This is a genomic window from Dictyobacter kobayashii (assembly GCF_003967555.1).
GTDB classification, from domain to species: Bacteria; Chloroflexota; Ktedonobacteria; order Ktedonobacterales; family Ktedonobacteraceae; genus Dictyobacter; species Dictyobacter kobayashii.
In genome coordinates this window covers 551,284-567,342 of record NZ_BIFS01000001.1, presented here as the reverse complement: position 1 = coordinate 567,342, position 16,059 = coordinate 551,284, and the positions used below count along the sequence as shown (strand labels likewise).

The 16,059-nt window shown below is 43.6% G+C and carries 21 protein-coding genes and 2 pseudogenes; 6 read left to right on the top strand and 17 right to left on the bottom strand.

What is annotated here, in order from left to right:
• Nucleotides 1–12 precede the first annotated feature (12 nt).
• A complete protein-coding gene (locus EL645_RS02455) occupies nucleotides 13–999 on the top strand; it encodes a glycosyltransferase family 2 protein (protein WP_126548570.1) in 987 nt (328 codons plus the stop codon).
• Nucleotides 1,000–1,150: 151 nt separating this feature from the next.
• Here EL645_RS02455 and EL645_RS02450 read toward each other — a convergent pair whose 3' ends face one another.
• The gene (locus tag EL645_RS02450; RefSeq protein WP_126548569.1) at nucleotides 1,151–1,336 is read right to left on the bottom strand and encodes a hypothetical protein; all 186 of its coding nucleotides are present in this window, start codon (nucleotides 1,334–1,336) and stop codon (nucleotides 1,151–1,153) included.
• A 201-nt stretch (nucleotides 1,337–1,537) separates the two neighbouring features.
• Between EL645_RS02450 and EL645_RS02445 the strand changes: the two genes are divergently transcribed.
• The 5 genes and pseudogenes from EL645_RS02445 to EL645_RS46200 form a co-directional block, all read left to right on the top strand.
• Nucleotides 1,538–2,929, top strand: coding sequence for a transposase (locus EL645_RS02445; RefSeq protein ID WP_218031679.1), 1,392 nt, complete (start codon nucleotides 1,538–1,540; stop codon nucleotides 2,927–2,929).
• 13 nt (nucleotides 2,930–2,942) lie between these two features.
• Nucleotides 2,943–3,218 carry a transposase gene (locus EL645_RS40530; RefSeq protein ID WP_218031678.1) on the top strand — a complete coding sequence of 92 codons (276 nt, stop codon included), beginning with the start codon at nucleotides 2,943–2,945 and terminating at the stop codon, nucleotides 3,216–3,218.
• A gap of 47 nt (nucleotides 3,219–3,265) precedes the next feature.
• A pseudogene (locus EL645_RS45215) lies at nucleotides 3,266–3,403 on the top strand (hypothetical protein); the annotation flags it as partial.
• A gap of 20 nt (nucleotides 3,404–3,423) precedes the next feature.
• Nucleotides 3,424–3,735 carry a hypothetical protein gene (locus EL645_RS42270; RefSeq protein ID WP_246035254.1) on the top strand — a complete coding sequence of 104 codons (312 nt, stop codon included), beginning with the start codon at nucleotides 3,424–3,426 and terminating at the stop codon, nucleotides 3,733–3,735.
• 135 nt (nucleotides 3,736–3,870) lie between these two features.
• Nucleotides 3,871–4,040: pseudogene (locus EL645_RS46200) on the top strand (ISL3 family transposase); the annotation flags it as partial.
• A gap of 230 nt (nucleotides 4,041–4,270) precedes the next feature.
• Here EL645_RS46200 and EL645_RS40525 read toward each other — a convergent pair.
• The 16 genes from EL645_RS40525 to EL645_RS02355 form a co-directional block, all read right to left on the bottom strand.
• Nucleotides 4,271–5,077, bottom strand: coding sequence for a GHMP family kinase ATP-binding protein (locus tag EL645_RS40525; protein ID WP_443090039.1), 807 nt, complete (start codon nucleotides 5,075–5,077; stop codon nucleotides 4,271–4,273).
• A 271-nt stretch (nucleotides 5,078–5,348) separates the two neighbouring features.
• The gene (locus EL645_RS02425) at nucleotides 5,349–5,990 is read right to left on the bottom strand and encodes a D-glycero-alpha-D-manno-heptose-1,7-bisphosphate 7-phosphatase (protein WP_126548568.1); all 642 of its coding nucleotides are present in this window, start codon (nucleotides 5,988–5,990) and stop codon (nucleotides 5,349–5,351) included.
• Nucleotides 5,991–6,154: 164 nt separating this feature from the next.
• The gene (locus tag EL645_RS02420) at nucleotides 6,155–6,928 is read right to left on the bottom strand and encodes a 3'(2'),5'-bisphosphate nucleotidase CysQ (RefSeq protein WP_126548567.1); all 774 of its coding nucleotides are present in this window, start codon (nucleotides 6,926–6,928) and stop codon (nucleotides 6,155–6,157) included.
• Nucleotides 6,903–7,583 carry an HAD family hydrolase gene (locus EL645_RS02415; RefSeq protein ID WP_161977048.1) on the bottom strand — a complete coding sequence of 227 codons (681 nt, stop codon included), beginning with the start codon at nucleotides 7,581–7,583 and terminating at the stop codon, nucleotides 6,903–6,905. Before EL645_RS02415 ends, EL645_RS02420 begins: the two co-directional genes overlap by 26 nt.
• Nucleotides 7,584–7,601: 18 nt before the next feature.
• Complete coding sequence (locus EL645_RS43835) at nucleotides 7,602–8,099, bottom strand: NAD-dependent epimerase/dehydratase family protein (protein ID WP_126548565.1); 498 nt, start codon at nucleotides 8,097–8,099, stop codon at nucleotides 7,602–7,604.
• A complete protein-coding gene (locus EL645_RS43830) occupies nucleotides 8,096–8,524 on the bottom strand; it encodes an NAD-dependent epimerase/dehydratase family protein (RefSeq protein WP_126548564.1) in 429 nt (142 codons plus the stop codon). The genes EL645_RS43835 and EL645_RS43830 overlap by 4 nt, the downstream gene beginning before the upstream one ends.
• 183 nt (nucleotides 8,525–8,707) lie before the next feature.
• Nucleotides 8,708–9,646: a sulfotransferase gene (locus tag EL645_RS02400; protein WP_161977047.1), complete on the bottom strand. Its 939-nt coding sequence runs from the start codon at nucleotides 9,644–9,646 to the stop codon at nucleotides 8,708–8,710.
• Nucleotides 9,634–10,470 carry a radical SAM protein gene (locus tag EL645_RS02395; protein ID WP_371865714.1) on the bottom strand — a complete coding sequence of 279 codons (837 nt, stop codon included), beginning with the start codon at nucleotides 10,468–10,470 and terminating at the stop codon, nucleotides 9,634–9,636. The genes EL645_RS02400 and EL645_RS02395 overlap by 13 nt, the downstream gene beginning before the upstream one ends.
• Nucleotides 10,471–10,568: 98 nt before the next feature.
• A complete protein-coding gene (locus tag EL645_RS02390; protein ID WP_126548561.1) occupies nucleotides 10,569–11,273 on the bottom strand; it encodes a B12-binding domain-containing radical SAM protein in 705 nt (234 codons plus the stop codon).
• Nucleotides 11,274–11,317: 44 nt separating this feature from the next.
• Entirely contained in the window at nucleotides 11,318–11,755 is a 438-nt protein-coding gene (locus tag EL645_RS43825; RefSeq protein ID WP_161977045.1) for a DegT/DnrJ/EryC1/StrS family aminotransferase, read from the bottom strand.
• Between the two features lie 31 nt (nucleotides 11,756–11,786).
• The gene (locus EL645_RS43820) at nucleotides 11,787–12,443 is read right to left on the bottom strand and encodes a DegT/DnrJ/EryC1/StrS family aminotransferase (RefSeq protein ID WP_161977044.1); all 657 of its coding nucleotides are present in this window, start codon (nucleotides 12,441–12,443) and stop codon (nucleotides 11,787–11,789) included.
• Nucleotides 12,444–12,633: 190 nt separating this feature from the next.
• Nucleotides 12,634–13,095: a class I SAM-dependent methyltransferase gene (locus tag EL645_RS02375; RefSeq protein WP_126548558.1), complete on the bottom strand. Its 462-nt coding sequence runs from the start codon at nucleotides 13,093–13,095 to the stop codon at nucleotides 12,634–12,636.
• A 226-nt stretch (nucleotides 13,096–13,321) separates the two neighbouring features.
• Nucleotides 13,322–13,654, bottom strand: coding sequence for an NUDIX hydrolase (locus tag EL645_RS02370; protein ID WP_126548557.1), 333 nt, complete (start codon nucleotides 13,652–13,654; stop codon nucleotides 13,322–13,324).
• Nucleotides 13,639–14,076, bottom strand: coding sequence for a glucose-1-phosphate adenylyltransferase (locus EL645_RS02365; protein ID WP_161977043.1), 438 nt, complete (start codon nucleotides 14,074–14,076; stop codon nucleotides 13,639–13,641). The genes EL645_RS02370 and EL645_RS02365 overlap by 16 nt, the downstream gene beginning before the upstream one ends.
• 8 nt (nucleotides 14,077–14,084) lie before the next feature.
• Nucleotides 14,085–14,675: a nucleotidyltransferase family protein gene (locus tag EL645_RS02360; protein ID WP_126548556.1), complete on the bottom strand. Its 591-nt coding sequence runs from the start codon at nucleotides 14,673–14,675 to the stop codon at nucleotides 14,085–14,087.
• A gap of 152 nt (nucleotides 14,676–14,827) precedes the next feature.
• A complete protein-coding gene (locus EL645_RS02355) occupies nucleotides 14,828–15,976 on the bottom strand; it encodes an N-acetylglucosamine-6-phosphate deacetylase (protein ID WP_126548555.1) in 1,149 nt (382 codons plus the stop codon).
• Between the last annotated feature and the right edge of the window lie 83 nt (nucleotides 15,977–16,059).

The following is a 16,059-nucleotide window of genomic DNA, read 5'->3' as shown; positions in this document are numbered from 1 at the left end:
TCGAGGTATACAGTGATTGATATTTCTATCATTATTGTCAGTTGGAATGTTGCTGAATTGCTGCGTTCTTGTTTACTCAGTATTCACCGATCCCCTGTATATATTGTGCAACCAGATAAAGACGTTCCAACAGAAATAAATCAGTTATCAGTTGAAATCATCGTCGTCGACTCACATAGTAACGATAACACATTGGAAATGCTTCATGAGTTCTCGAATGTCCTCGTTATAGCACAAAAAGAAAATTTAGGTTTTGCAAAATGTAATAACATAGGCTTACAAATAGCAAGGGGAAGATATCTCTTTCTCTTGAATCCTGACACTGAACTTGTTGGAAATGTGCTCAATACTCTCATTGCATATCTTGATCAACATAGTAATGTGGGTATTGCTGGCCCTCATTTAACTGATGCAGCAGGGAAGCTACAAAAAGTACCCCGCCGCTTCCCTAAATTTATTATTACGCTTTTTGATACACCTTCTTTGCAAGCGCATCTGCCGCGTTGGCTACTTTCACGGTATGCCATTATTAATCCTATTAAGGATGCTTGCACTCCAGTTGAATGGGTGTTGGGAGCTGCTCTGATAATTCGCCAGGAAACTTTTCAAGATATTGGTCCCCTGGATGAAAAATATCCAATGTACTCCGAAGAAATCGATTGGTGCATGCGGGCGACACAACATGGCTGGAGTATTGAGTGTGTAGGCATTGGGCAAGTAGTGCATCATGGAGGGAAAAGTTCGGAACAGATTCCTTTAGTGAGACATACATACTACTGGCAAAGTACTTTGCGCTTCTTTCAGAAGTATTACAAGCAATATGCTATTTTATTGCGCTTTTGCGTGATACTTAGTTACTTACATGTGCTATGCTTTGAATTTGGACATGTATTGATGAGCAAAAACAGTAAGAAAAAGAATGATGCCCGAATGAAAATCAAGATATATCGAAAAGCGCTAGTCGCATTAATTACACATCCCTACAAATTAGTAGTATAAAAGAGAAACAATTCCACTAACTCCTCTGAAAAAGGGAGAATGACTGCAGGGCAATGGAACCCCCAAAAAGGCATAACAAAGGAGCCGAAACCAGAAGTTGCTTCGGGAAGAAGAAGGTCTTCTCGAAAGATCGCGCGGTTGCCGAAGCCGGCTATCCTTGAGAAGCAAGAGGAGTCAGAGAGACCTCAAACCCCAGCTTTTCGAGCTGACGGACGAGACGCTTTTCTTTTCCTCGACGCTCCAACTGGCCGAGGTAGTTAGCTCCCAGTTCTTGATACTCCTTGGTTTCAGCTAGGATGTGGTAGATAATAATGAGGAGCGTATGCCCCAAAGCCACGGCAGCTCGCTTCTTCCCGCGACGAAAGGCGATCTGGTGATACTGGGCAGAGAGATAGCACTGCTTGCAGTGAGAGGCTGCGTGTGCTGCTTCAATAAGAGCGGCCCGCAGCCACTATTAACGCCGACGTAATTACGGTTCATCCCAGCATTTGATCCTGGTGGCGAAGTCAAAGAGAGAGCCTGGAACTCATCAACTAAGATGGGTGAAGATGGATCATGTTGTTATGTCGATAGGGAGGTCACCTATGTCGCTCAAACTATTGCCGATTCCGCCGATTCCAGAAGAAGTCGTTCGTATTGCTCAGACTGTCTTTTCCGTGGCAATGTCTTCATGCAGGTACGTGACACGTTAGGAACCATTTACACGGATGAGGCCTTCGCCGACCTGTTTCCGACCCACGGCCAACCCGCTTTCGCCCCGTGGCGGCTGGCACTCGTGACCATCTTTCAATTTATGGAAGGCTTAACAGATCGCCAGGCCGCTGATGCGGTACGAGATCGATTGGCATGGAAATATGCACTCAGCCTGGAACTAACGGATGCCGGGTTCGATCATACGGTGCTTTCTGAATTCCGCTCCCGCCTGATGGAGGGCCATGCAGAGCAACGTTTGCTGGATCTGCTCCTGGAGGGTTGTCGGAAGGGAGGATGGCTCAAAGCGCGTGGACGACAACGCACCGACTCCACCCATATTCTGGCCAGGATTCGCTCCCTGAACCGCACGCTCTGCGTGGCACAGACGATGGTATACGTCCTCAATGTGCTCGCTGAGGTCGCGCCTGAATGGATGTGTGCTCATATCCCAATGAGTTGGGTCGAACGCTATGGCGAGCGGCTCAGCCATGAACACTTGCCTAAAGATGAGCAGGAACGCAAACAGTACGCCAACCAGGTCGGAGCCGATGGACGGCTCTTACTCAGTGCAGTCGAGGCTCCGGATGCCTTAGACTGGATGAAGACCCTGCCTGCCGTCAACACCTTGCGCACGGTGTGGGAGCAGCAATTTGAGCCCCTCGAACAGGGAGGCGCGTTTCGGCGTGAGCCAGCCGTGCCCGCCGCCCAGATGATTACGTCGCCCTATGATCCTGATGCACGCAACGCGAAGAAGCGCGCAACCTACTGGACTGGCTACAAAGTGCATTTCACTCAAACCTGTGATGATGAGGCGCCCCAACTGATCACCCACGTCGAAACCACCGCTGCACCACTGAGCGACGAGGGCGTGGTTTCACACATTCATGCGGAGTTAGCCAGAAAAGACCTCCTCCCAGAACAACATCTGGTCGATTCAGGATATGTCACCGTCGCCAACCTGGTCCAAAGCCAAGCAGATGAAGGGGGGGATCTGCTTGGCCCGGCGATGAAGACCCATTGGTATCAAGCAGAGACGGGCTACGATCTCACGCATTTCTGCATTGATTGGGAGGCCGAACAGGTCACCTGTCCGCAAGGCTATGTCAGTTCCAGTTGGACACCGGTTCAGGAGGCCGGCAAGGAGCTGATCAAGATCAAGTTCTCGCAAAGCGACTGCAAGGTGTGTCCCAGCCAGAGCCTATGTACCGGAACGACCCGCCGGACGCTGACCTTATAACCCCAGAGAGCTCATGCAGGCACTGTGTGCTGCTCGTGGGCGCGAGCAGACGGACATGTTTAAGGACACGTATCGCCATCGCGCGGGGATCGAAGGAACCCATTCGCAAGCAGTACGGGCGATGGGCTTACGCCGCTCGCGCTATATCGGCCTGCCCAAAACACATCTGGGTCATATTGCGGTGGCTGCGGCCATCAACCTCGTTCGGTTGACCAGCTTTTGGCGCGGAGATGTGCCAGAACAAACGCGCACCTCTGCTTTCAAACGGGTGATGAAGCAAGCAGCCTGAAATGTGAGCGACTTCGCCACCAGGATCAAATGCTAGGATGAACCGTAATTACGCCGACGCTGACAATACGAACCTATCAAGCGCAACGAGAAGATCGTTTCCAGCAAGTCGTCTTGCTGTGGGCACAGGGGATGAAACAGGTTGATATTGCCAATCGGGTTGGCACCTCTGAGCGAACCGTTCGTCACTGGCTCAGCGCCGACATTTGCCTAGCTACCGGCGTCCCAACCGCTGCAGTATCTTTGATCCTTATGCAGCCTATGTCCTGGATCGCTGGAAAGAAGGCATTCATGAGGGACAGCAAATCTTTGAAGAAATCCAAGCACAGGGTTTCAAGGGATCTGCCCGCATGGTGAGACGCTTTTTACAAACCCTGCGAGGAAACCGTCGCCCATTGGCTGACCCGGCTCCTCCATCGGCAGCCGAGCAGTTCTCTGCCAAGGCTGTTGTCTGGCTCTTTATTCGAGCGTCTACAGATCTCACGGAAGAAGAGCAAAAAAACCTCCAGTTTCTTTGACAGGTCAGCGTGACTGCTGAAACGGCTTATGGTCTGATCCAGGAATTCTTAACAATGGTGTGTAAACGGGAAGTAGAACGCCTGGATGCCTGATTAGAGCGAGTTCAGAACAGCCGCATCCCGGAATTACAACGCTTTGCGCTCGGCATTCTCCGTGACAAAGAACCCGTTGCCGCTGGATCAACACAGATCTATAGCAACGGTCCCGTCGAGGCCCAGGTACACAAGCTCAAATTGGTCAAGAGACAAATGTTTGGTTGTGCAAAGCTTCCCTCCTCAAGCAGCGACTCATCCACGCCCTCTAATCCTCCGAAGTCGATTACCCGACTGAAAAGTATTGCATCTCTGTGCTTTTTGTTCTCTGCCTCCTTTCTCCATTTCTTCGTTTTTTAGCAAGTGGACACACTAATTGCCGGGGAAGGCCAAAATAATTACCCGTAAACAACTAAAGAGGTTTTTAATTGTGGAGGATAATGAAAAAATCACAATGTTCTCAGTAAAAAGGGTAAAATAGAACATTGTACACTCCTTCTCATCAAGATGTTGCTGAATACGTGTCAATCTTCAGATTGTTAAAATTGGTAACATTAAGTAGAACAGTGGCACCCTGATTGTCAAAACGGAAGTTCATTCGTTTCAAACCGTATTCTTCTAAATTATGGGTTATATCATTTTGTGCTTCCTCATGACTATACAACATAAGAAAACCACCACCACCGGCACCGTTGATTTTCCCTCCCAATGCACCATTATGCAATGCTAGATTATAGCACTTATCAATGAATGGTGTTGAGAGCCCCGGGGCAAGACAACGTTTTTCTTGCCATGAATGATGCATTAGTAGTGCAAATTCATCAAGATTTCCATGCTCTAAACAGCATTGCATATTTTCCGCTATTGCTTTTATATTATTCAATGCATGTATAGTTTTACTATCATGATTCTGTATCGATTTTTGTTGATGTTTTAAGATAGAGGAGGATTCGCGAGAATTACCCATAAAAAATAGCATCAGGCGTTTTTCAAGTGTATTCATTACATCAGGATCTATTTTTAGACTTTCAACTGTAACACCTTTATCCGTAAAGGTAAATTTATTCAGTCCTCCAAATGCTGCTGCGTATTGATCTTGTTTTCCAATGGGCAACTTCATTTTGTCTATTTCAATAAATGATGCGATTTCCGCAATCTGGTATTTGGTCATTGATTGTTCAAGAAGAGTCGAAAGGGCTCGTATCAGAGTAACGGCGGCCGCACTGGATGAACCCAGCCCTGTGCCAGGTGGTACTTCACTGGCAAGAAACAGGTGAATACCACCCCGGATCCCAAAATAGTGTAATATTGCACGCGGAAGCGCTAGATCACCATTCCAAAAGAGCTCTTGCTGAGAGGTAACACGAAAAAACGAGTGGTAATCCGCAGAAATTATCTGTAGATCATCCGTATCACTATCTGTAATAACTGCATAGAAGTACTTATTAATAGTAGTATTAATTACAACACCTTTATATGTTCCATAATACGCCTCAAGATCTGTCCCCCCCCCCCGAAACTAATACGCATTGGAGCTCTCGCAATCAGCATTTTTTTCTCCTTTGAAAACACAAAGTATGTTAAGAACACTTTGAAATGTAGATACCATTCAAAACAGCGTCTACAGCATGATATAAATTTGCTTTCACTAGAAACGGCTGAATCACAGCGCTTGAAGGATGCTGGATCTGTTCTAGTCCTAAACCAGTCAATACAAGTATGGGCAATACACCTGCAGCAAAACTAGCTTGTACATCAGTTATATTATCTCCAATAAAAACAGCATCAGTTAAGGCAAGGTTGAGTTCTTTGCACGCACGCAAGAGCAAACCTGGGCGCGGTTTACGGCAAGCACAACCTTCGTGCTTGCCGTGTGGACAATAATACACGTGTTCAATATGTCCACCTGCTTTTTCTACTTCGGAAAGCATGTGTTGGTGGATATCATTGAGGGACTGGACTGAGAGCCTACCAGTAGCAATACCAGCTTGATTTGAACAAACAACAATTCGATGGCCCGCAACAGTTAATTTCGCAATTGCTTCGCGTGCACCTGGTAAAAAACAAAATTCATTCCAATTCTTTACATAATCGGATCTATTTTCATTGATGACTCCATCTCGATCTAAAAAAACTGTTGACATAACACTTTGATTACCCATTCTTGAACAACCGAGACCAGCTGATCTAAACCCTTGTACAACCTTGCGCGATTGTTCCAGCCACGTATCGGTTTGTTCTGCTAATTAGTTGAATATCCAATGTTGCTCTGGATCTCTAGGAGAGATCTGAAGGGAAATCTATCCATTCATATAAGAAGTGTCGAGTAAGAACTGATACCTTTTTCATGTCCATTCTCATTCGCACCAAACGCTTGACCAATTTTTTATGAAGAGGTGCTTTTTTCAATGAGAAGAGAAATTACCCGCAGTATATGATCCGCGATCTCAGGGCGACATATAAGCAGGTCAGGAAGCCATGGATTGGGCTGATTATACTTTAATTCTGTTCCATTGATGCGAGACGTATAAACACCAGCTGATCTTGCTACGCCAACTGGAGCAGCCGAGTCCCATTCGAACTGCCCGCCTGCATGAATATAAACATCCGCTTCACCACGCACAACTGCCATTGCTTTTACTCCTGCTGATCCCATTTCAATCAACTCTGCATTAAGCTGTTGAGCAAGAGCAGATACAAATTGAGGTGCTCTTGTTCTACTTACAACAATACGCAAACGACGTGATATGCGTGGACTAAGGGTTGGTGGAGCAAAGGTGTTTAATACCAAATCACATGCGGGTAAAGCAACAGCTGCACTTTTTGGTTCCCCATCAAGTGCTAGCGCCACATGAACGGCCCAGTCGCTTCTCCCTGCTTCCCCAAATTCTCTTGTTCCATCCAATGGATCAATGATCCATACACGATGACTTTCTAAACGAGACTTATCGTCTTGTCCTTCTTCCGAAAGGACTGGATCATGAGGATACCGTTTAGAAAGTTCATTCAGAATAAAATTGTGCGATAACTTATCACCTTGCGCCTTTATCTCTTTTGCTGGATAGCCTTCTGTCTCTAGCCTCTGTTGCAATGAAAGTAATAACTTCCCCGCTTGCCTGGCAATATCCATTGCATCATAATGCTCTTTTTGTAATTGCATGATAATCTCCCTTATACTTGCAAAGGCTCCCTAGGATTTTCTGTAATTCTTCTTGCATCTGGGTGTATGTACGAAAATGAATAGCAGGCATCCCAAAGGTTCTAGCTGCGATAACATTTGCTTGATAATCATCAATAAAAATCGTTGTTGCAAAGGTTGAATGAATTTCATGCATCGCATGGAGAAAGATACGCTTATCAGGCTTTTTTATACCCTCTTCCGCTGAACAAACTATGGTGTCAAAGTATTGGGTAATATCCGGCCTCGATTCTAACCATCTCCGAAAGCCAATGTGGTTATCAGAAATCAATCCTAGGCGATATTTTGAATGAAGTTTTGAGAGCAATTTTTGCATTGGCTGGGAGATTTTATAGGAATTATCAACCGCTTCCCACCATTGAGACCAACTTTCTTTATCTCCTTTCCATGCCTGTACGCGTAATCGTTCACGTAATTCTTCAATACTTATTTTTCCAAGATCTAATTCTGTATTGAATGGGTTGTTATAAATAAGATCAGTGAGAACCGTTAGAGGAGGGAGGATGAATGAAGCGTAGTGGTCATCAGCTGCCTTGAGTGCTAATGTTTTATCCATGTTTACAACAACACCATCATAATCAAAGAGAATAGCCTGAATGTTAGTCTGCTGAAACATCTTCATCTCACTTAATATCTATTTAGAACCTCTACTATTAGTGGTAAGGAGCTTCTGTATTCCTTCATCTATACTTATACGTGGAATCCAGCCTAAGCTGTGTTTTACCTTCTCTTGTGAAACGATACGATCATTAGTGGGCCGTAATTCTCCACGGCGATTATCATCGGTATAATGTACAATTTCGATGCCTCCGAAAGCACAAGATACTTTCTCTGCTAATTCATTTACAGTAATATTTTGTGGCCCCTCAAGATTATAAACTTCATTTTGGGCGTTATCATTTAGGGACCTAACAAAAGCATCCACTAAATCATCTACGTGTAGAAAAGATCTGGTTTGATATCCATCCCCAAATATAATAATTGGACCTCCTTCTTTTGCTGCATTAATAAATGCATTCAGTGCCAGGCCTGGCCACATATGTGGTCCATAGATTGGACTATAACGAAAAATAGTAAAAGGTAATCCATAGAGTCGTTGGAAATCGTGAGCTAATAGTTCACGGGCGATCATCGAGCTCGTATAGATGTGCCCCCGCCTGCGGATAGAAATTGTGTGTTTTCGTCGATGGGGCCGTCATGCATAGCATTATAGACCCAACAACTACTTGCAATCACCACCCTTGTAGCATTGATTTGTTGTGCTGCTTGAAGAACACAAGTCGTTCCTGTAATATTTATATGGACAGCACGTATCGGATCAATTAAAGCAGCGCGTGCATCAGCTACTCCTGCAAGATGAAAAATTACTTGTGGCTGGAAGTCCGCAAAAACGCGTTGCAATTGTTGGCTATCACAAATATCAACATCCACTCCTTGCTTATCAGGCATTTCTCGATGGAGGATATCTATACTTAAAACTTCATGACCACAGTTCTGAAGACCATTTACCAGATGTCCGCCAATGAAACCAGCACCTCCAGTAACAATACAACGCATGCTACGTTCCTTTCATTTCAGCCATACATATACAATAAAAGACAATCATAAACGCTGATCACTCGCGGCTAGCGTAGTCGCAACTGATCAGCAATTGGCAACTGATCAGTTATGCGGAAACGCAGAAGCCTGCTAGACAACGTCGCTCACACGATTGAATGGCAGGCCCTTGATTTTGAACAATTACAGCCACTGAGACAAGTCACGTCCGATGATTTGAGATAGCGCTAAAATGTCCTCTCGATATTTTTTTGTGAGCATTGTACGAGTGTCTTTGGACATTGGCGCGACGTTATCTGTGCGATTCCATTTTAAAAGCCGTTCCCTGATTGCTGTTCGGGATTGAGAACCTATCAGCATACGCGAATATTTATCCTGGAACAAGCGCGTACGAAAAAAATATTGGAGTGGAATTGAATACGGACGTGCCTTTTTGTGTAAGTGATCAAATTTGGGCACAAAGCTGGGGTCTACCTCCAAAAATTGGCAAATTTCTTGAAAGGTACGCTCAGGATGTTTAGATACATCATCAAACAATATGGGAAAGACTCTTTCCCGCCCAAATAAGTCAATATAACGTTGTACCTGTTCGCTATACAGCCCACTGTAGAAATACAAGTAGTCAGGGAAAAAATATGGGTTGTTCATTTTAAAATCAGGATCCTTATATCTTGCCTCCTCGGCTTCTAAGGCTTTTTCAAATGTATCAAGCCTCTCATATCCCTCTCTAATCATCATCAAGTACAGAGAATATGCTCGATCTACTGGATTTCTAAGTACCATCATGATTTTGACCTGCCCAAATTCTTCTAGAATCCAGGGGGCGCTCTCTGCACAATAGAGATAATCAGTTGATGATTCTCCAACCGCTTTCTCATCAGACACATCATCAAATAACCCAAGATATGCATCCCAGTGTTCATAACGCTCGTTCCATTCACCATATCCATTATGAATAAAATATGCCGGTTCTTTTTCTATCGGCATGAAGACTTGAGGATGCTGTTTTAGCCAGTAATACAGTGAGGTGGTTGCCGATTTCACCGCCCCAACCACCAAAAAATTGGGGCGATGTTTATGTTGTTTATTTATATTCGGTGTCTGATCTGCTAAGATGCCCATGGTGAGCTCCCCCATTTCATACTAGAAATCAATGTTTGTGTCGACTTTTTTCCGTATGCAAGGCGATCAATGAACCTTCCGTGTGCAATATCATCGAGAGCCTCTAAGATGAGACCCTTCTCTTGCTCATAATCTCCTAAAAGGTCGAGCATAGCATAGAAGGTTACCAGCGATGCTGTACGTCTTGGCATGTGGGTTATGCCAAATTTTTGGCATAATTCCTGCTCATAACTAGGATAGTGCTCGATGAATTTCTCCGCTAGGGTTTTTACCTCAGGATCTTCAGGAAGAATAAAGTGGGGCTTGCGCAATATTTTATTTGCGCCTTCCACAAAGGTGTCTTTGTACATAACTTCGTGTTGTTCAGACTCATACACTGGCGTTCCGGGAATGGCCCAGATGTATGTGTTGATACTGACCTCAACGCCAACTGTAAGCGCGATAATGGATTGCCGAATAGTATCAATTAATTCATCTAACTTGATTGTAGGTGCGAATGGAATAACATAATACAAGGGCTGAATACCGGCGTCGAGTATTCTTTGAATTGATTTCCATATTTCAGGCACCGTAATACGCTTATTGAAATCCTTCAATACTCGTTCAGAGAAGGATTCCACTCCAAGCATGATCATTCGAAATCCTGCCTGTTTCATGTTTTCAAGCATTTCTTCTCCTCTTGCACGATTTAAGTGATCAACCCTGCTCGAGCAGATAAATGTTAAGTCACGTGAAATGGCCCCTGCCTCTTTAGCTTCAATGATGCGTTTGCACACATCATTGACATATTTGATTTGTGGTGTGTAAGCGTCATCATCGAAGATGACTGTTTTTACTTCGGGCCATGTCTTCGATAGCTGAATAATAAGATTGATAGCATTGTCGGCATTGAGGTAGATAACACGGCTACGCTTGCTGTCATCTAAACCACCGGCCGATCTAAAAAGAAGCTGCTAGAACAGAAGGTACAGCGGAAAGGACAGTAGTTTGAGGTAAAAATCCGAATGGTCTTAATTTCTATATCATTTGGCTCACGTTGTAGGTATTGTTGAGTGTTATTTTCCCAATACTTATCATAGGGAACCTGAGCAAAATCGAAGGGTTTGGTAACGTCGTTAAATTCTTGATGATTTAGCTGTGGATTAGGACCAGTGTCTGAAATGGTTCCATTTTGCTTCCAGACAATGCCAGTAATTTTTTGTACTACAAGCTCCAAATCCGTTCGCGGTTGATCAGATAAAGCCTGCAAAAGACTTAACATGGGCTTCTCGCCCTCACCTTTGACAACTAAATCAACATCAGCATAGTCAAAGAATTCTTGAAACGAGAAGGTTGCCTGGATTCCCCCTACAATTATAAGTGAGTCCGGGCAAGCAGCTCGCGCTTGATGAATTAAAGCAATATCATTCTCCAAGGTATCATGGTACGTTCCAAAACCAATTACCTTGTATTCATGTTGTGTAAAACTCACTGAATCTAGATTGGGATCGATAACATCAACCTGAAAGCCCTGCGTTTCAAGATAAAACTTCATACGATACAAGCCAAAAGATGGAGCAAGAAATGTCTCCCATTTTGAGTTTACCTTATAAGGGTTGACCAGTAGTAAATCTTTCTTGAATTTCATAAATTCTTTCCTTGATAATCGTAATTGCTATATTTCAATTTTCTCTAACGCTTTAAGCTTCCTACCTTTCGAAATGCCTGGTTAAGTGATTTGATGACAAATTCAACTTCATCCTCCCTCATTCCATAGTAAATAGGAAGGCATATATGACGAGCACAAATATCCTCAGCCTTGGGAAAGCTTTGCCCCTGATAATATTGTGCAAGCACAGGTTGCTTGTGAAGAGGGCGATCGTAAATCTCTCCTCCCAAATGTACTTCGTCAGCAAGCATAGATGCCTTGATTACGTCTCTGTTGATCTCTTCGTGCAGAATAATAGCATATTTATACCAACTACTTTTATACATGGGAAGTACCGGCGTTGCCCATGGACAATCGGCTAATAGTTGAGTGTATTTTTCTGCTACTTGTGCACGCCAGGAGATAAATTCTTCAATCCGCTTAAGTTGTACACGTCCTACTATTGCATGAAGCTCGCTCATACGTGCATTTGCCCTAGACGTACATGCATGCTTAGCCATTTATCCGGCTTCCCGAGATTCCGATAGAGTCGCGCCTCTGTCGCAACATTTTCATCATTGGTAATGAGCATACCTCCTTCCCGCTGGTAATAACCTTCGTGGCAAAAAAGGAAAAGCCACCGGCCAGGCCAAATGTTCCAGCATGTTGATGTTCATGAAGGCTACCATGAGCATGAGCACAATCTTCAAATAACCATAGATTATGTTCATCACACCAACGCCGTATTTGGGGTAACTCAGGCGTAACGATGCCTCCCATATGAACTAAAATTACTCCAACTGAATTCTCTGTAATGGCATTCTCTAAATCTTCTACGCTGGGTGCAAAGGTTGTAGGATTGATATCTGCCAGACATACCTTGGCACCAGCAAGCAATGGTCCAAGCGCCGTCGAAAAGAATGCGTTAGCTGCTACAATAACTTCTTTATTCGCTACCTTTAACAATCGCATCGTGTTCTCGATTGTTGCTGTACCACAACTCATCGCTATGGCATAGCGGCTATGTGTATAGGTGGCAAATTCATTTTCAAAAGCTTCTACATGATCTCCATTTGAGAGTTGACCACGCTGTAAGCATTTCTTTATTTCGGTTGTAATAAACGCTTCATCATCCTCTGAGAAGAAGATATTTACTGGTTCTATTTTCAATGCTAATTGCCTTCCACTTCGGAGGTTGCTTCCCAAATCATCACCGTATACTCATCATTGACAAATAGTGTCTCTTCCCTATAGATCAAGCGGCACCTCTGTGCGAGCAGTTTATAATCCTCAATCGTTCTCCGAATGGTAATTTTTGATGTCGTTGGGCGACACCGCTGAGGGCTAATGCCATCAATAATTAAAATTTTGCCCCCGGCTTCAATACCCGTGTAATGTTTTTGAGTGAAGTTTGAAAACTACTTTCGTCGATAATATGCTGCAATACAAATATTGCGATTACTGCGTCGAAAACTTGATCATTAAAGGGCATTTGATCAACTGAGGATTGTATAAATTTGAGATTTGGCTGTTGATATGTTTGACGGGCTTTCTGCAGCATTCCTTCACTGATGTCGATGGCTGTCACATGCCTGGTCAGGCCACTTAAAGGGCCAGCAATGCGTCCAATTCCACATCCAACGTCCAATACATCTTTATTTTCTAACGGAGATAGTAATTGAACTATTTTCGCTTGTTGCTCTTGATTAACTCTTTGACAATCTGTAGGAGACCAGCGCTTGGAAAATACTGCATATAAGTCCTCTTGGGCTGCTCTTCTCTCCCATTCTTCGACTGGTATTTGTCCAACAAAAAAACTCATATGGTACTGTTCCTTTCTAGATAGGATTGACAAAGAAAGAGAGCGAGGGCAGTAGGGGCATCAGTAATCTCACCCATTGAAGCCATTCGTAATGCTTCTTGGAACGGAATACGTTCTATTGAGAAAAGCTCTGTTGGCTCTGGATGGTTTTGCTGCATAATAACATTGGGAGCCAGATAAAGATGGCAACGTTCGTTGCTCAGACCATTACTGGTATAAAACGAGTTTATAAAAATGAGATCATGGCATACAGCCCCACCTCTTCTTGCAATTCGCGTAGAGACTCTGTTCTTAAATCTGCTGATTCAATTGATCCTGCGGGAACTTCCCAACACCAATCATTTACTGTATAGCGATACTGGCGTAAAAATACAATCTCTCGTTCAGCGGTCATTGGTACGACTAAAACAGAACCTGGATGGTCAAGAAATGTATATGTTATTTCTTTTCCATTATGAGTACGAACTTGATCTTTTCGTAACTTTAACCATTTTGTAGTTACAAGATATTCCTTTGAGAGCGTAAGCCACGCATTCTTGTTTTCTACACATTTTGGCACTGATATTCCCCTTTTGCCGTAAATTTATCTTCCTCAGTTATGTGATTTTTTCCTATCAAACCTCCCGAAATAATAGCGTTATCAGGAATCACTGTTCCTGGCAATAAAACGGTATGGCTGATGTATGTATTGCGCCCAATCAGGCAGTTAGCTCCAATTACTACTGGTCCAATCAAGCTGGCACCCTGGCAAATAACACTGCTTTCACCAATTAAAAGTGGACCATGCAAGTCTGCATCCTTGGCTATCGAGCAACCTGGCTCGATTCTCGTATTTTTGTTCTGCACACTTTCTGGAAAACTAACCCTGACATGGCCTTGTAGAGCATCCATATTCGCAGTGAATAATGCTTGAGGAGTCCCAATATCGGTCCAGTAAGAAGATGTTTTGTAGCACAATACAGGCATATGCAGAGACAGCATAGTAGGCATCAAATCCTTGCCGAAATCATATACATCAGAACGCCTGAACAAAGTGAATAGAGAAGGGTTATGCAATAAATCCCGCAGCTTACCAATCCATAGTCCTCATGTGGGAGCGGCGGCTTCTCTACAAAATCAGTTAACAAGTTATCTTGTCCGACACTCCCTACCCCAAATCGCCCAGCATCTTGTACTTCCTTCATCACAACTGATAGTTGAGCCCCTGATTTTTTGTGGGTCTGCACAAAGTCATCTAAATTAACATCATGTAATGCGTCCCCTGATACTACTAGCACTACTTGTTCCTGACAAAGTATTTCTTCAAAAGTAAGTAGAGCACCAGCGGGTCCCGACAATTTCGTTTCATGCCCCCATGTGATATGCACACCATAGTTCGAGCCATCACCGAAATAGCTTTTAATAGTCTCAGGAAGATAAAAGAGATTGATGAGGATATCCTGTATCCCGATATTTCTGATTGTTTGAATAGTATGTTCGAGTAGCGGCTTATTGACAACCGGCATCATTGGTTTCGGTAACTCTTGAGAGAAAGGTTGCAGGCGGCTTCCTAAACCAGCTCCCAGAATGACACATTTCATGTCCGTTCTCCTCTAAAGTCTCGTGACTGATAGATGCTCGCGTTCAATATTACGATAGAAACCAGTAATACTCCATTTTGCTAGTAAGTAAAAAAGGCTCGGACCCACTCTTATCAATAGCGAATCCGTTAAGACTCGTGCTGCATTATTTGTTATACCGAAATATCTACAGGTAAGGAGAATACGCCATTCTTAGCAACATACGAAAATCTATCAGGAGGACTATTAATCAGGTCATCTTGCCATAAACCAAGAATACGTTCAGGCACAAATGCAATCATGTCCCAAATTTCTTTTTCATTGAGTCCAATTGCTAGCATATTTTGCATCTGGAGATGCATTGAACTCATTCCCGCCGCTACGATACCATCGTCTTGATACCAGAGATTTGTACCTTCTTTACGCCACAAGCGTTCACCACCAAGCGAATTTGTGTCCGTTCGATCAGTTATCGCAATGATTGATTGTGATCCGACCAATTCAACCACGCGACGACAGACACCAAGATCTACGTGTGCCCCATCGAAATTAATACACAATGTTATTAACCCGGCATGTGCAGACTGCAAGAGAATTGCTGGAACATTACCTAAGCGTTCATCCAGATTTTCCATTGTCCACTCTTCTATTTGTAGGGTTTTAAATTGTTGGTTCCGTGCCTTTTTATCTTCGGTTGTGCGCCAAGCATGTCTAAAATTGAGTGGCATGTCATTAAAAACATGGTCTGTTAATATGCGTCCGGAAAATGGTTTGTTGCCCAACTTTTTTGCGACATCCAACACCGTTTGTATACACTCTACGCTGGCGTTCGGATCATTCTTTTGAAAATGTCCTAGAGCAGGAGAAATATTATGCTGTAAAAGCATTTCTATAATCCAGGCAATGTCAGGATGGTCGGGTTTTAAATTATGCGATAAGCAAGAACCTGGCAACATTGCATCGGGCGAAAGGACAGTGTAGCGTAATCCTAAAGAACCACAGCGAGCAATTTTTTCCCATTCTTGCTTAGTTGGAACCCAACTTCCTCGCTCAGGCGTACCACCAACACTTGAGAGTAGAGGTCCCTCCAGGGATATACCAACAATATAAGATAACTTACCAGCTTTACGAAGTGATGAATAAAGCTGCATAAAAAAGATAAATTCATCGATTGAATCTTTAGGCAATGATATGGTTAAAATGCAGAATATATTTTCTTGCTCTGCCTCTTTGTTCACTGTTTCTAAGTCTAAAGTTTGGAAAGAGCTAAAGTCTTGTTTTTTTATACCGTGAGAATGAAATTCTATTGGGATGGTTGGCACAACATATCCATTATTCGGCTGGTTGTATGGCTGATCATGTACTTGAAACGATTTCCAGTAATTTGTATCTCTAGAAATGGTGG

Bases quoted from the DNA above. Each gene is read 5' to 3' on its own strand.
- EL645_RS02375 (WP_126548558.1), bottom strand. From the start codon at position 13,095: ATGAGTTTTTTTGTTGGACAAATACCAGTCGAAGAATGGGAGAGAAGA.
- EL645_RS02365 (WP_161977043.1), bottom strand. From the start codon at position 14,076: ATGCTGTCTCTGCATATGCCTGTATTGTGCTACAAAACATCTTCTTAC.
- EL645_RS02415 (WP_161977048.1), bottom strand. From the start codon at position 7,583: ATGTTTCAGCAGACTAACATTCAGGCTATTCTCTTTGATTATGATGGT.
- EL645_RS02420 (WP_126548567.1), bottom strand. From the start codon at position 6,928: ATGCAATTACAAAAAGAGCATTATGATGCAATGGATATTGCCAGGCAA.
- EL645_RS43825 (WP_161977045.1), bottom strand. From the start codon at position 11,755: ATGAGCGAGCTTCATGCAATAGTAGGACGTGTACAACTTAAGCGGATT.
- EL645_RS40530 (WP_218031678.1), top strand. From the start codon at position 2,943: ATGCAGGCACTGTGTGCTGCTCGTGGGCGCGAGCAGACGGACATGTTT.
- EL645_RS02400 (WP_161977047.1), bottom strand. From the start codon at position 9,646: ATGGGCATCTTAGCAGATCAGACACCGAATATAAATAAACAACATAAA.
- EL645_RS43830 (WP_126548564.1), bottom strand. From the start codon at position 8,524: ATGCGTTGTATTGTTACTGGAGGTGCTGGTTTCATTGGCGGACATCTG.
- EL645_RS02390 (WP_126548561.1), bottom strand. From the start codon at position 11,273: ATGAAATTCAAGAAAGATTTACTACTGGTCAACCCTTATAAGGTAAAC.
- EL645_RS02445 (WP_218031679.1), top strand. From the start codon at position 1,538: ATGGGTGAAGATGGATCATGTTGTTATGTCGATAGGGAGGTCACCTAT.
- EL645_RS43835 (WP_126548565.1), bottom strand. From the start codon at position 8,099: ATGATCGCCCGTGAACTATTAGCTCACGATTTCCAACGACTCTATGGA.
- EL645_RS02360 (WP_126548556.1), bottom strand. From the start codon at position 14,675: ATGAAATGTGTCATTCTGGGAGCTGGTTTAGGAAGCCGCCTGCAACCT.